Origin of the sequence: Xanthovirga aplysinae, assembly GCF_009711365.1 — a bacterium.
GTDB lineage: Bacteria > Bacteroidota > Bacteroidia > Cytophagales > Cyclobacteriaceae > Xanthovirga > Xanthovirga aplysinae.
Genome location: NZ_SMMB01001261.1, coordinates 1 through 15,604 on the forward strand (window position 1 = coordinate 1; position 15,604 = coordinate 15,604).

The following is a 15,604-nucleotide window of genomic DNA, read 5'->3' on the forward strand; positions in this document are numbered from 1 at the left end:
AAATAGATGTTTATAAATTTAAAAGGCCGGAAAAACATTTCCGGCCTTTTAAATTCCTACTTTTTACCGTTATAAGTACAATTTAGATGATTAGGAAGGTGTAGTAGCTATCAATAGCTTTGTTTTCCTTTCACAATTATTTTTATTTAATGTACCCCTTACGCTTTAGAATAGTTTCTATGAATTTTATCTCATTTTCTGTTTTAAAGATTTTATTGGGTAAGTAAATAAATTGCACTTTTGACATGACTAAAACAATAGCCTCTTTAGTTGTATAGGCTTTTTTGATCATGTCCCATTTTACTGGCATTCCTTGTTTAGGATTAAGTTTGATCAGAATTTGACGACTGTCAATCTCATAACTTAGGCGTTCAAAAAACATTTTTCCCTGTTCTAGGTGTGGAACGCCAGCAAATTGGATAACCCAAAAAAGGATATACAATATTAAGGCTATTACTGCACCTATAATCCACCAAACTGAAGGTAAAAAGAATGTGCCACTACAGATGGCCAGTGCAATCAATACTACCCACCATTGTTCTTTTAAGATATTCTTTAAACCAACCTTCATATATTGGCCTGTAGATAGTTGATATTTCTTTGTTTTTACAATCATGATTCTTTGTTAAGCCATTTAATTGCCTTTCTGGCTTTGGCAATTTAATAATTGATAAAAAGTTTCTTTTAAAAAGGATAAGACCTAAAAGTTAAACGAAAGAACTGGAATTTTTTGCCATTTTATTCTTGGATAGCTTTTAGGCTAATGTCCATTGGTTGGCTGGAATGCGTTAGTGCTCCCACAGAAATAAAGTCTACACCCGATTCTGCTACAGCACGTATATTTTCTCGTGTTATTCCACCGGAGGCCTCTGTTTCGTATTTGTTGTCAATTAAATCTACCGCTTCCCTCATTTGACTAGGGCTCATATTGTCCAACATAATGACGTCCACTCCTCCTTCCTGCAGCACTTCTTTTACTTCCTCAATATTTCTGGTTTCTACTTCTATGCGCAGATTTTTCCCCGTTTTTTTCAAATATTGATGAGTTGCACGAATGGCCTTTTTGATGCCGCCTGCAAAGTCCACATGATTATCTTTCAGCATTATCATGTCAAATAAGCCAAAACGGTGATTTACCCCTCCACCAATGGCTACTGCCCACTTTTCCATTAATCGGAAATTGGGACAGGTTTTACGGGTATCTAAGAGTTTGGCTTTTGTTCCTTCAATCAGTCGGGATAATTCAGAGGTGTGTGTGGCAATGCCACTCATCCGTTGCATACAGTTCAATACCAAGCGTTCGGCAGTAAGGATGGAACGGGCTTTGCCTTCTACAATTAAGCCTATATCCCCATATTGTACAGGGTCCCCATCTTTCAGCTTCAAAGTTACGCTCAAATCATTGTCTACGGCATGAAAAATCATTTCCGCTAGTTCTAATCCAGCGATAATGCCTTCCCCTTTAATCAGTAATTGAGCTTTGTTGAGTGTTTCTTCAGGGATGGCAGCTAAGGAAGAATGATCTCCATCCCCTACATCCTCTGTTAGGGCAGCTTTAATAAAGTTATTAATAGCTTCCGGTGTTAAATATTCCAGTTTCACGCCACAAAAATATAAAAAGGCTCTGAATATAACAGAGCCTTAATTTATTTTTAAAGCAGTTAATTTAGGGAAGGGTAAAATATCCTCCTTCTTCTCACTTCCCATATAACCTTTTCCTTTAGGAAATAAGGTTTAAAATGCTATATGTAGGGTGCTGTATTTTGCATTTCACTAATCAGCCTCTCACTTTTTACTCATCACCAAAATTAATTATTCCTTATCAAAACTTATCATGTAAACCAGATAGTCACGATTAAACTGTTTGACCCGCATCAAAACCCGAAAAGCGCCTCCTTTATAAACGTATTTTCCTATGGTGTAATTTAATCCTTCCTTTGATGCTCCTTTATGGATATACTCAAAATCTTCAGGAGGAAAATCCTTGAAAAAACCTTTAAGAATAAATTCGGCTTGTACTTTACTATAATTTGTGCGTTCTCCGTCAATACTTAATTCAATTCGGTCGTTAAAAAATCGGGTTAGTTCCTTTGAGGAACCGGATTTCATCGCTACTCGTACATTGTGAATTACACCACTTTGAGCTTGGGCCGGAGAAAAAGCCAGCCAGAAAGTGCTGAAAACGAAAAAGATGAAAAAAGTAGGTATAAACTTAAAGTTGCTCATGTTTCGCATTGATTCTTACAAAAGATAGCGCTAAAATTGTGCCAACATCAAAAAGAGTTTCTTTCTCCTTTCGGGTTAAGTGCCTCTTTGTTACCGGATTTATAAAATTTAAAGGGTTAAATTAGCATTTTTGCTATTTAATAACAACTCTTGCATACTTAGAAAAATTTTTACTGATGAAAAAGAAAGTTTTATTAATGATTTTGGATGGTTGGGGAATAGCGCAAAACAAGGAGGTTTCAGCCATTGATAAAGCAGATACCCCTTTTGTGGATGGCCTCTACCAACATTATCCACATTCGCGGTTGGAGGCTTCAGGCCTTGCTGTTGGGTTACCGGAAGGACAAATGGGGAATTCAGAAGTGGGACATATGAATATTGGAGCCGGCCGTGTGGTTTATCAGGATTTGGTGAAAATTAATAAAGCTATAGAAGAGCATACCCTATCAAATAATACTGTTTTAAAGCATGCATTTGATTATGCCCTTTCCAATAATAAAAAAGTGCATTTTATTGGGTTGTTGTCGGATGGAGGTGTGCATTCGCATCTTAACCATCTAAAGGGGCTTTGCTCCATTGCTGCAGAACAAGGGTTGAAGGATGTTTATGTTCATGCTTTTACCGACGGGCGAGATACTGATCCTAAAGGTGGATTGGGGTATTTGAAAGAATTGGAAGAACATTTGAATCAAACAACTGGTAAATTGGCTTCCGTAACGGGTCGTTATTTTGCCATGGACAGAGATAACCGTTGGGAAAGAGTTAAACTGGCTTACGATGCCATGGTAAAGGCGGAGGGAAAAAAAGCTACAGATGTATTGGAGGCGATTCAGGAATCTTATGAAGAAGGAGTGACCGATGAATTTATTAAACCTATTATTGCTACTGATACAAATGGGAAAGCGGTGGCAACTATAGAAGAAGGAGATGTTGTGCTTTGCTTTAATTTCCGAACCGACCGTGGGCGGGAAATTACCCAAGCCCTAACTCAAAAGGATTTTCCGGGCCAGGATATGCGCAAAATGCCCCTTTATTATGTCACTATGACTAATTATGATGACACTTTTGAAAATGTTCATGTTATTTTTGATAAGGATAACCTCAAAAATACCCTGGGTGAAGTCATTGCAAAGGCAGGCAAAAAACAGATTCGTATCGCAGAAACTGAAAAATATCCTCATGTCACTTTTTTCTTCTCAGGAGGACGTGAGGAGGAATTTGAAGGGGAAAAAAGATTGCTTTGTCCTTCTCCAAAGGTGGCTACCTACGATTTGCAGCCTGAAATGAGTGCTTTTGATATTCGCGATAAGGTTATTCCTGAATTGAAGGAAAAAACTGCTGATTTTGTTTGTCTGAATTTTGCCAATCCCGATATGGTGGGGCATACTGGGGTTTTTGAAGCTGCTGTGAAGGCATGTGAGACCGTAGATCAATGTGCCAAGGATGTGATCACTACGGCGCTTGAAAATGATTATGCTACAATTGTAATTGCCGATCATGGAAACTCTGATATTATGATTAATGCAGATGGTTCGCCGAATACAGCTCATACCACTAATTTAGTACCATGCATTTTAGTAGAGGATAATCCTCCTGCACACATTAAGGATGGGAAATTAGGGGACCTGGCACCAACCATTTTACAATTGATGGGAATCGAGATACCTGAGGACATGTCAGGAAAATTATTGGTAGAATAATTTTAAGAACAGAATTTAATTGAGAGGATAGAGATTTTGTTTTCTGGAGCAAAATCTCTGTTTTTCTTTAAAATTTTATAGATGAAGATTATTTTCTTTTTGACAGAATTGTGTCTTTCTAGGGTTAGGGAATTAAGTTGATGAATTCTTTAAAATATTGAAATGATGATAGAAAGCGTAATAGAAGAAGATTATCAGGAATTAGTGGAGCTTTGGGAAGCATCTGTAAGAGCTACTCATAAATTTTTAAAAGAAGAAGATATACAATTCTATAAACCATTAATCCTTAACGAATACCTGAAAGCGGTGGAATTGTTATGTGTTCGCAATGAGAACAGACAAATAATAGGATTTCTAGGAGTTGCGGAAGGTATTATAGAGATGTTGTTCATCCACCCTTTAAGTCGTGGGACAGGAATTGGAAAGTTACTCTTAAAATATGCTATCAATACTCTCAAAATATATAAAGTGGATGTTAATGAACAGAATGAGCAAGCCTTGGGATTTTATGAACATATGGGATTTAAGGTAGTAAAACGTTCTGAACTTGATAGCATGAAAAAGCCCTATCCTATTTTACACATGGAATATAAATTGAGCGCAAAAAATTCTAACAAATGATACAGAGAATGTAATTTTGAAATCCAATAATAAGCATTTGAAAATTGCTGGCTTCTTTGTCTTTAAGACCAGTCAATTTCTTTGTGAGTTGTGTCCATTGAGACCATTGTATTTTTTCCAGCTATATAATCAGAAATCAGATATTTAATATATGTCATTATTTAAAGCAAAATTAAGTAGATTAAACTCTTCTTTCTTTGTATTGCCTTTTATTCTTTTCAATGTTTTCGCTTGTAGTTCAAAAAACTCAGAGGAAAACAAAATAACAGAATATTATGATGTGAAGGGTCTTTTGGATCAACAACTTTTAATGTTCGAAAAAATGGAGCCACAACTCCAAAAAGTGGTGCTATTGGACGATGAAAGGGATTCTACAGTTTTGCAGCCTGACCAGAAAAGTTGGCACTCTGAATTGGATGCTTTTTACAACTTGGACCTGAATAAAAAAGATTTGGTGGGGCAATACCAAACCCAAAAAGGAGAACAGGAAGGTTTAAGTTGGTTGAAATATACGGCTAAGGAACCTGAAAATAGAGAAGTAAGCCAGCTGACTATTTATTTTATCAATCAACCAAATGTACCCTCTGTTATTGAGGCTATTACAGGAAAAAATAACCAGCTGTATGGTTTGGAAAAACGATTGTTCATGCAGTTTGATGGTAATAATGTAGAAAACCTGAGATTAAAGACTTATGAAATTGGAGCCAATCAAAAGGTAGTGTTGCTGGATAGTTTGAGAGTTGAGGTAAGAGGGCATTTGATTTATGAATAATAAAAATGGATAGTATAATCAATTAAATAGCTTCTAGGTGAAATTAAGAAAATGATTTTCTTCTTACCTTAATTCTAAAGAAATTAATTAACCCGACCCACCATACCTAAATTTAGCTATCTAAGGGAGAAATTAAGTTTTCACCATTTGCATTTGTTAAATATTCCTGCCTTCCAATTAATAATGAAAAGCCAATAAAACATTGGTTGAACAAGAAATCCTCCTTTTCGTATCAAACTCTAGAAGTAGTTAAAACCAATTGGCTTAAAATGAAATTGAAATATTATTTTTTAGGAGCCACGAAAACACTTACCGTTTCCAATAAAATCCCAAGAGATCTTTTGTTAGAAAAATATTTATATTCGTCTATGCGAATACAAGGTTTTTGTATTAGGAGACACTTCTATATATTTGCGTAAATTAATTGTAACCACCTGATGGATAAATATTCATATATATCAAATGCTCATAGTTCCTACATTGAGGAATTGTATAATGCTTACAAGCAGGACCCCTCTTCAGTTGATGAGAGTTGGCAAAAGTTTTTTGAAGGGTATGAGTTTTCTCAAGTAAATGGAGAAGGAGTAACCCTAGAAGCAGTAGCGGCTGAAGTTTCTCCTAAGGAAGTGCAGGTAAGAAACCTAATTCATGCTTATAGATCTAGGGGGCATCTGAAGTCAAGAACAAACCCGGTAAGGGAAAGAAAAGACCGAAAAGCTTATCTGGACTTGCAGGATTTTGGTTTGAGTGAAGCTGATTTGGATACTGAATTTGATGCTGCCCGGGAATTAGGCATTGGAAAAGCTTCCCTAAGGAAGATCGTAGAAACTTTACAAACTATTTATACAGGTGCTGTTGGTTTTGAGTATATGTATATGCGTGAACCAGACATCCATCAATGGTTCAAGCAAAAGTCAGAGCATGAGGCTTTGAATTTTAATCCAAGTGCGGATACTAAGAAACGAATCCTTTTTAAATTAAACGAGGCAGTAGTTTTTGAAAACTTCCTCCATACTAAATATCTTGGTCAAAAAAGATTCTCTTTAGAAGGGGGAGAAACAACAATTCCTGCATTAGATGCTATAATCAATAAAGGTGCTGATCTTGGAGTAAAGGAATTTGTGGTTGGAATGGCTCACCGTGGTCGCTTAAATGTATTGGCCAATATTATGGGTAAAACTTATGAGCAAATTTTCAATGAGTTTGAAGGTGCTTATGAGCCAGACCTGACCATGGGTGATGGGGATGTAAAATACCACATGGGTTATTCTTCTGAAATTGAAACTCCTTCAGGGAAAAAAGCACATCTAAAACTTGCTCCAAATCCATCTCACTTGGAGGCCGTAAATCCGGTTGTAGAAGGTTTTTCAAGGGCAAAAGTAGAAAAGCAATATGATAATGACTTTGATGCGGTAATGCCAATCCTGATTCATGGTGATGCGGCACTTGCAGGGCAGGGAATTGGATATGAAGTCATCCAAATGTCGAAATTGAATGGATACCAAACTGGTGGAACCATTCATTTCGTTATTAACAACCAAATTGGTTTTACTACTGATTTTGATGATGCTCGCTCCAGTATCTATTCTACCGATTTGGCAAAAGTTGTGGATGCTCCGGTATTGCACGTAAATGGTGATGATCCTGAGGCGGTTATTTTTTGTGTGAACCTTGCCGTGGAGTTCCGACAAAAATGGAATCGGGATATATTTATCGACATGGTATGTTATCGTCGACATGGACACAATGAAAGTGATGAGCCTAAATTCACTCAACCTTCTTTGTACAATGTTATATCAAAACATGCTAATCCAAGGGAGGTATATAATAAAAAGTTGATCCAAAGAGGAGATGTAGATGCGGAGTTGGCTAAAAACATGGACAAGGAGTTCCGTGCCTTACTTCAGGATCGACTCAATATGGTGAAACAGCACCGTCTGCCGTACACTTTCCAACCATTGGAAAAAGAGTGGCAGTCTCTTAGACGAGCAACGCCAGAAGATTTTGAGCAGTCACCTGAAACAGGCATCTCTGCAGAATTTATAAACAAGGTAGGAAAAGCCTTAACAGAAATTCCAGCTGGATTTAAACCGCTCAAACAAATTGAAAAGCTGCTCAAGCAACGTAAAGATATGTTCTTTACGGAAAAAGAATTGAACTGGGCCGCTGCAGAGTTATTGGCCTATGGATCAATTTTGTTGGAGAATAAGGTAGTGAGATTATCAGGACAAGATGTGCAAAGAGGTACCTTTTCTCACCGTCACTCTGTATTGAGGGATGCTGATAGTAATGAGCCGTACATCAACCTTAACCACATTGAAGAAGGACAAGAAAAATTCAGAGTTTACAACTCATTGCTTTCGGAATATGGAGTATTAGGTTTTGAATTTGGTTATGCCATGGCTAATCCGAATGCCCTTACCATCTGGGAGGCACAATTTGGTGATTTTGCCAATGGTGCACAGGTAATGATCGACCAATTTATCTCTTGTTCAGAAACCAAATGGCAACGAATGAACGGGCTGGTTATGTTGCTTCCTCATGGTTATGAAGGACAGGGGCCTGAACATTCCAATGCAAGACCAGAGCGCTTTCTTCAGCTAGCTGCGGAATATAATATGGTGGTAGCTAATATTACGGAACCATCAAACTTCTTTCATGCCCTGAGACGGCAATTAAATTGGGAGTTTCGTAAGCCTTTAATTGTGATGTCGCCAAAATCATTGTTGCGTCACCCTAAAGCGGTTTCAGCTCTCGATGAATTTGAATCAGGACATTTTAGAGAAGTGATTGGTGACAATTATGCTGATGCCAATGCGGTAAAAAGAGTGCTGGTTTGTAGTGGAAAAATCTATTACGATTTGTTGGAAAAACAACAAAAAGATAAGCGTAAGGATGTGGCTATCGTCAGGCTGGAACAATTATATCCATTCCCTGAAAAACAATTGGCTAAAGAATTGGACAAATATAAAAATGCAGAGGTGATTTGGGTTCAAGAAGAACCTAAAAACATGGGTTCCTGGTCTTATGTGTTGAGAATGGCTAAGGATCTTAATTTCCGTTTGATTTCCAGAAAAGAAAGTGCTTCTCCAGCAACAGGATATGGAAAAACTCACAGCAAAGAGCAGACAGAAATCATAGAAAATTCCTTTAAATAGCGGCCTTAGGTTAAGGGTTAGTTAGATTGTAGATTATGTATTCACTGGTTCTAAATAACCCCTAAATATCCAGGTCAAATTTTTCATTAATTTAAAAAGCGTTCCAAAACTACGAATATATGAGCTTACAAATGAGAGTACCAACGGTTGGGGAATCCATCACAGAGGTGACCATTGCCCAATGGCTGAAGCAAGACGGTGATTTTGTAGAATTAGACGAAGTCATTGCTGAGATTGAGTCCGATAAAGCCACCTTTGAACTACCTGCCGAGGGTGCTGGTATTTTAAGAATCAAAGCCGAAGAGGGAGACACCCTGGAAATTGGAGCATTAATCTGTGAGATTGAACCTGCTGAGGGACAAAAAGGAGAAGTAAGTAGCGAAGCTGCCCCTGAATCTACCCCAACGCCTGATTCTGGGCCTAAGGCCACTGGAGAGGTGCATGAAATGATTGTTCCAACTGTTGGAGAATCCATTACTGAAGTTACGGTTTCCCAATGGTTGAAAGAAGATGGGGATTACGTAGAGTTGGATGAGGTAATTGCTGAAATTGATTCTGACAAAGCTACTTTTGAATTACCAGCCGAAGCTACAGGAACACTAAGAATTATAGCTCAGGAAGGAGATACTTTAGAGATTGGAGCTTTGATCTGCAAAATAGAAAAAATGGAGGGAGAGGCTCCTGCAGCTACAGCTACGAGTCCAGTTGCTGAGGCTCAAGCTACAACTGCCGTACCTGCAACCGGAGGTTATGCAGAAGGTCATGCCTCACCTGCAGCAGCTAAAATTCTGGCGGAAAAAGGTATTTCAGCTTCCGAAGTGAAAGGAACAGGCGTAGGAGGCCGTATTACAAAAGAAGATGCTGAAAAAGCACAAAAGGCCACCGCAAAACCGGCTCCTAAAGCTGCCCCTTCGGCTGCCAAAGCTGAACCTGCTGCTCCGGCCCCTTTTGGCGGTTCTCGTGAGCAGAAAAGACAAAAAATGAGCAGTCTAAGAAAGACCATCGCAAAGCGTCTGGTGGCTGCAAAAAATGAAACGGCCATGTTAACCACCTTTAATGAGGTAAACATGCAGCCGATCATGGATTTGAGAAAGAAGTATAAGGAGAAATTCAAGGAGAAACATGAGGTAAACCTTGGATTCATGTCCTTCTTCACCAAGGCTGTCTGCATGGCATTGGAGGAATGGCCGGCAGTAAATGCTCAAATTGATGGAAATGAAATTATTTATAATGATTTTGCCGACATTTCAATAGCCGTTTCTGCTCCAAAAGGTTTGGTTGTGCCTGTTATCAGAAATGCTGAAAGCATGTCTTTCGATCAGATCGAAAAAGAAGTGGTACGATTAGCTGTAAAGGCAAGAGAAAATAAATTGACCATTGAGGAGATGACAGGTGGTACCTTTACCATTACAAATGGGGGGATTTTTGGTTCCATGTTATCTACTCCAATTATCAATGCTCCACAATCAGCTATTTTGGGAATGCATAATATTGTACAACGTGCCGTGGTAGAAAACGGGGAAATTGTGATTCGCCCAATGATGTATGTGGCACTATCTTATGACCACCGAATCATTGATGGTCGTGAATCGGTAAGCTTCCTAGTAAGAGTGAAAGAGTTGTTGGAAGATCCTACCCGATTATTATTAGGAGTATAAAATCATAAAGCTTTGGGAGCTCAGGATGGATTGCCTTTAATGGTTTTTAAGTATAGTGTTGTTTTTAAGTTCATTCCTGATCCTCTCAAAACTTTTTCTTTTTAAAAGGACAATACCAACTTTTCAACAAATAACAATTGCCAAAAGGAGTCATTAGGTAAAAGTTAAGAGTGAATAGTAAATAAGGATAGGGCGCTTTAACTAACTTTTCATTCTTCACTTTTCACTTTTTTGGTGCTAACTTTTATAAAATTATGGCTTACGACGTAGTAGTTATAGGATCAGGACCAGGCGGTTATGTGGCAGCAATCCGCTGTGCCCAATTAGGCATGAAAACTGCCTTAGTAGAAAAATACAGTACTTTAGGAGGGACCTGCTTAAATGTAGGCTGTATTCCTTCCAAAGCGCTTTTAGATTCATCAGAACATTTTCATAATGCCCAACATACCTTTTCTACTCATGGAATTGAGTTGGAGAATTTAAAGGTTAATCTCCCTCAGATGATCCAAAGAAAGGACGAAGTTGTTGACCAGACTACATCTGGTATCGATTTCCTGATGAAAAAGAATAAAGTTGACGTCCATACAGGATTGGGATCATTTGTGGATAAGAACACAATTAAGATCACGGATGCTGAAGGAAATAGCAAAGAAATCAAAACCGATAAAGTAATTATCGCCACTGGTTCCAAACCAGCAGACCTTCCTTTCATGAAAATTGATAAAAAACGGGTCATCTCTAGTACGGAGGCATTGAAACTATCAGAAGTGCCAAAACATTTGATCGTGATCGGTGGAGGTGTTATTGGTATGGAGCTTGGTTCGGTTTATGCTCGTCTTGGATCAAAGATTACGGTGGTAGAATTTCTTGATAGTCTGATCCCAACTATGGACAAAACCATGGGGAAAGAGCTTCAAAAGGTTTCTAAAAAGACCTTAAAAATGGACATTAAACTTCAGCATAAGGTAACATCTGTAGAAAATACTGGGGATGAAGTCATTGTCAAAGCAGAGAATAAAAAAGGTGAACTGATTGAGATCAAAGGAGATTATTGCTTGGTTTCGATTGGTAGAAAACCTTACACAGAGGGCTTAGGATTGGAAAATATTGGGTTGGCTACTGATGAAAGTGGGAGAATCGAAGTAGATCAAAATCTTAAAACTTCTGTTGATAACATCTATGCCATCGGTGATGTGGTAAAAGGAGCCATGTTAGCCCATAAAGCTGAGGAAGAAGGTGTTTTTGTTGCCGAAACATTTGCCGGTCAAAAACCTCATATTAATTACCTACTAATACCAGGAGTTGTATACACCTGGCCAGAAGTTGCCAGTGTGGGTTATACCGAAGAGCAATTGAAAGAGAGTGGACGGGCTTATAAAAGCGGTTCCTTCCCATTCAAGGCTTCTGGAAGAGCGCGTGCCAGTATGGATACGGATGGAGTAGTAAAGGTATTGGCAGATAAGGAAACAGATGAAATTTTGGGAATGCACATTATTGGGCCACGTGCAGCCGATATGATTGCGGAAGGAGTTGTTGCCATGGAATACAGAGCCTCTGCAGAAGATATCTCACGTATGTCTCATGCGCACCCTACATTTACAGAATCCATTAAAGAAGCCTGTTTAGCAGCTACAGATAATAGGGCTTTACACATTTAAAAAAGTAAAAATAGGAATTAGAAGCAATGGTAATTCTTTAATTGGGGACTAAATCTAAAGAAAAGATTATCCTCGTTTCTAATTCCTATCTTTCAATTGCATTTTCGCTTTTAAATGCAAAACCATTTTGGAATTCATTTATTGATGAGATAGATCACCCTTTCTTGGTTTTGATTTACAGAACGCTCAATGAATATAAGTTTAACCGGTTGACCTAATCGATTTTCGGGTATTAATTTTTAATGATCTTTTTAAACCTCAAATTCCACATCAATAATAGATTTTACAGGAATAGTTTTACCGCCTTTAAGGCTAACATAAGAATCACCTCCTGAGGTCCCTACTGCCCAAACTGTGCCCTCTATGCTTAACACTTGTTCATCAACAGTCTTAAAATAGATCTTCACCTTATCGTGAGTGGTGTTTCCAAGTTTCATAGCTTTTTCCAATTTGATCAACCTTTCCCTTCTTCCTTTGGTGGAACGAATGGCATCCCACCTTAAAAAGTGGTATCTATCAACGGACTCTTTTGGAATTTCAAATGCACCCTCTTTCTTCTTGGTTTTTTCGTTGTTCTCCATATATCCTCCCTCTCTCACTTCGGCAAGTTCTATAGTAAAAAAATCCCCTACGGGTCAAGACGTGTTTTTATTGGAAAAAGTTTAAACGTCCTTTTAGGAAACAATGGGACCTTTTAAATCATTCCTTCAAAAAATAACTTTTAGCTCTCATAAACCTTGCCAAATCTATTATTTGATAACGGGCAAAAGCAGAATTTAACACATTTTTAACTGTTTTTTAATTAAAAGGTTCTTTTCCCTAGGTTAATAATAAGATCATTAAAAATTTAAAAATTGTTAAACATTTAAAAATTGGACTAAATCCATATTTGAGAATCAACTTTTTGAAAGAATTCGTCACGGATTTTTAAATCAACTGTAATTCCTCTAAATTCGCAAAACCTTTCAATAAAGTAGGGTTTTAGAGATCTTTTACTTTTCTAAAAACTTATGCCTAAAGACAATAGCATCAAATCGGTATTGATTATCGGGAGTGGCCCGATTGTAATTGGACAAGCCTGTGAATTCGACTATTCAGGGTCTCAAGCAGCACGTTCACTGAGGGAAGAGGGAATAGAAGTCACCTTGATCAATTCTAACCCGGCGACTATAATGACTGACAAGGTCACCGCCGACAACATTTATCTCAAGCCACTGGAAAAAAAGTCCATTGTAGAGATTCTGGAAAAACACCAGATTGATGCCGTTCTTCCGACCATGGGAGGGCAAACTGCGCTCAATCTTGCAATAGACTGCCAAAAAGCTGGTATTTGGGACAAATTTGGAGTAAAGATCATTGGTGTAGATATTGACGCCATTGAAACTACTGAAGACCGGGAAAAATTCCGACTCCTAATGAAAGAGTTAGGAGTTAATGTTTGTCAGGGACAAACCGCGACTTCCTTTTTACAAGGAAAGGAAATTGCCCAGAAAATAGGTTTTCCACTAGTTATTAGGCCTTCTTTTACTTTAGGAGGTGCAGGTGGTGGTTTTGTGAAAAATCCTGAGGATTTTGATCAGGCACTTACAAAGGGACTACATACTTCTCCAATCCATGAAGTGCTTATAGAAAAAAGTATTCTGGGCTGGAAAGAATACGAATTAGAGCTCTTAAGGGACAATAATGGAAATGTAATTATTATTTGTTCCATTGAGAATTTTGACCCAATGGGGGTTCATACAGGAGATTCAATTACAGTTGCTCCTGCCATGACACTTCCAGATACGGTATATCAGGAAATGCGTAATCTTGCCATCAAAATGATGGATGGGATTGGGCAATTTGCGGGAGGTTGTAATGTGCAGTTTTCTGTTAACCCTGATACAGATGAAATTATCGCTATTGAGATTAATCCTAGGGTATCTCGTTCTTCTGCTCTTGCTTCTAAAGCCACTGGTTATCCAATCGCCAAAATAGCCGCTAAATTGGCCATAGGTTACAATCTGGATGAACTGGAAAATCAAATTACTAAGACAACTTCAGCATTTTTTGAACCGGCATTAGATTATGTTATTGTGAAAATTCCTCGTTGGAATTTTGATAAATTCGAAGGTTCAGATAAATCCCTGGGACTATCAATGAAGTCTGTAGGAGAAGTTATGGGAATTGGGCGTAATTTCCAGGAAGCTTTGCAAAAAGCATGTCAATCGCTGGAAGTTAAACGGAACGGTTTAGGAGCAGATGGTAAAGAAGTTACCGATCAGGAGAAGATCTTGGACAGTCTTGAGCACCCAAGCGGGGATCGACTATTCCATATTTATGATGCCTTTAAATTAGGGGTATCATTTAAAACAATCCGGAAATTAACCAAAATAGATCCTTGGTTCTTACATCAAATTGAAGAGCTGATCTTGCTGGAAGATGAAATAGAAAAATATTCACTATCTGACATTCCAAAAGAACTTCTTGAAACGGCTAAGCGTAAAGGTTATGCCGACAGACAATTGGCCCATTTACTTGGGTGTTATGAGAGTGAAGTATATAGAAAACGGAAAAATTTAGGAATTCACCGTGTTTATAAACTGGTTGATACCTGTTCAGCAGAATTTGAAGCCAAAACACCTTATTATTATTCTACTTTCGGAGAAGAAAATGAATCTTACAAATCCGATAAAAAGAAAATAGTAGTGCTCGGTTCAGGACCAAACCGTATTGGTCAGGGTATTGAATTTGATTACTCTTGTGTACATGGGATTTTGGCAGCTAAAGAAAGTGGTTATGAAACCATCATGATCAACTGTAATCCCGAAACGGTATCCACAGATTTTGACACAGCCGATAAATTGTACTTTGAACCAGTCTTTTGGGAACATATTTACGAAATTATTGAATATGAGAAACCAGAAGGGGTTATTGTTCAGTTAGGAGGACAAACTGCTTTAAAACTTGCTGAAAAATTGGAGCGTTGGGGAGTGAAAATATTGGGTACTCAATTTAAAGCACTTGACCTGGCCGAAGACAGGGGAAGTTTCTCTTCCTTACTGAAAGATAATGACATTCCTTACCCTGAATTTGGGGTGATCCATGATGCCGATGAAGCACTGGAGTTGGCAAAACGGATTGGTTTCCCATTATTGGTTCGTCCTTCTTACGTGTTGGGTGGACAGGGAATGAAAATTGTTATCAATGAGAAGGAATTGGAATCTCATGTAGTAAATACACTGAGAGACATGCCAGGTCATACCCTGATGTTGGATCATTTTCTGGATGGAGCTATTGAAGCAGAAGCAGATGCTATTTGTGATGGAGAAAATGTGTATATTATTGGTATAATGGAGCATATAGAACCTGCAGGTATCCATTCAGGGGATTCTTATGCAGTGTTGCCACCTTATAGTTTAGGAGATTTCGTTATCCAGCAAATGGAGACCTATACTAAAAAAATAGCCCTGGCGTTGGAAACCAAGGGTCTGATAAATATACAGTTTGCCATAAAGGATAACAAAGCTTATGTTATTGAGGCCAACCCTAGAGCCTCCCGAACCGTACCATTTATTTGTAAGGCATATCGTGAACCTTATGTAAATTATGCCACAAAGGTGATGTTGGGTGAGAAAAAGGTGACGGACTTTGATTTTAAACCTGTTAAAAAAGGTTACGCTATAAAAGTACCGATATTTTCATTTGACAAATTTCCAAAGGTAAATAAGGAATTAGGCCCTGAAATGAAGTCTACAGGTGAAGCCATTTATTTTATTGATGACTTGATGGATGACTATTTCCTGAAAATTTACGGGGAAAGAAATCTTTA

The 15,604-nt window shown here is 38.1% G+C and carries 11 protein-coding genes; 7 read left to right on the forward strand and 4 right to left on the reverse strand.

Translation table 11 applies throughout. The annotated features are described in order from the left end of the window. Positions 1 to 142: 142 nt before the first annotated feature. From E1171_RS19830 to E1171_RS19840, 3 genes are all read right to left on the reverse strand, one after another. Positions 143 to 616 (reverse strand): YcxB family protein, encoded by a 474-nt coding sequence (locus E1171_RS19830; protein WP_155207804.1) that lies wholly within the window; start codon positions 614 to 616, stop codon positions 143 to 145. A gap of 122 nt (positions 617 to 738) precedes the next feature. Beyond that, complete coding sequence (nadC, locus tag E1171_RS19835; protein ID WP_187696549.1) at positions 739 to 1,602, reverse strand: carboxylating nicotinate-nucleotide diphosphorylase; 864 nt, start codon at positions 1,600 to 1,602, stop codon at positions 739 to 741. A gap of 210 nt (positions 1,603 to 1,812) precedes the next feature. Further along, positions 1,813 to 2,226 carry a DUF4783 domain-containing protein gene (locus E1171_RS19840; protein WP_187696550.1) on the reverse strand — a complete coding sequence of 138 codons (414 nt, stop codon included), beginning with the start codon at positions 2,224 to 2,226 and terminating at the stop codon, positions 1,813 to 1,815. A gap of 176 nt (positions 2,227 to 2,402) precedes the next feature. On the opposite strand from E1171_RS19840, the gene gpmI reads away from it, so the two are divergent. From gpmI to lpdA, 6 genes are all read left to right on the forward strand, one after another. Then, positions 2,403 to 3,926 carry a 2,3-bisphosphoglycerate-independent phosphoglycerate mutase gene (gpmI, locus tag E1171_RS19845; protein WP_155207806.1) on the forward strand — a complete coding sequence of 508 codons (1,524 nt, stop codon included), beginning with the start codon at positions 2,403 to 2,405 and terminating at the stop codon, positions 3,924 to 3,926. Between the two features lie 162 nt (positions 3,927 to 4,088). After that, a complete protein-coding gene (locus E1171_RS19850; protein WP_155207807.1) occupies positions 4,089 to 4,547 on the forward strand; it encodes a GNAT family N-acetyltransferase in 459 nt (152 codons plus the stop codon). A 151-nt stretch (positions 4,548 to 4,698) separates the two neighbouring features. After that, on the forward strand, positions 4,699 to 5,319 hold the full coding sequence (locus E1171_RS19855; protein ID WP_155207808.1) for a hypothetical protein: 621 nt from the start codon (positions 4,699 to 4,701) through the stop codon (positions 5,317 to 5,319). A 437-nt stretch (positions 5,320 to 5,756) separates the two neighbouring features. Then, complete coding sequence (locus tag E1171_RS19860; protein WP_155207809.1) at positions 5,757 to 8,477, forward strand: 2-oxoglutarate dehydrogenase E1 component; 2,721 nt, start codon at positions 5,757 to 5,759, stop codon at positions 8,475 to 8,477. A 119-nt stretch (positions 8,478 to 8,596) separates the two neighbouring features. After that, the gene (gene odhB, locus E1171_RS19865) at positions 8,597 to 10,135 is read left to right on the forward strand and encodes a 2-oxoglutarate dehydrogenase complex dihydrolipoyllysine-residue succinyltransferase (protein WP_155207810.1); all 1,539 of its coding nucleotides are present in this window, start codon (positions 8,597 to 8,599) and stop codon (positions 10,133 to 10,135) included. A 254-nt stretch (positions 10,136 to 10,389) separates the two neighbouring features. Next, the gene (lpdA, locus tag E1171_RS19870; protein ID WP_155207811.1) at positions 10,390 to 11,793 is read left to right on the forward strand and encodes a dihydrolipoyl dehydrogenase; all 1,404 of its coding nucleotides are present in this window, start codon (positions 10,390 to 10,392) and stop codon (positions 11,791 to 11,793) included. Between the two features lie 251 nt (positions 11,794 to 12,044). Here lpdA and E1171_RS19875 read toward each other — a convergent pair whose 3' ends face one another. Continuing rightward, positions 12,045 to 12,374 carry a hypothetical protein gene (locus tag E1171_RS19875; protein ID WP_155207812.1) on the reverse strand — a complete coding sequence of 110 codons (330 nt, stop codon included), beginning with the start codon at positions 12,372 to 12,374 and terminating at the stop codon, positions 12,045 to 12,047. A 429-nt stretch (positions 12,375 to 12,803) separates the two neighbouring features. Here E1171_RS19875 and carB point away from each other — a divergent pair. Further along, the coding region (gene carB / locus E1171_RS19880) for a carbamoyl-phosphate synthase large subunit (protein WP_155207813.1) at positions 12,804 to 15,604 on the forward strand (2,801 nt) is incomplete at its 3' end.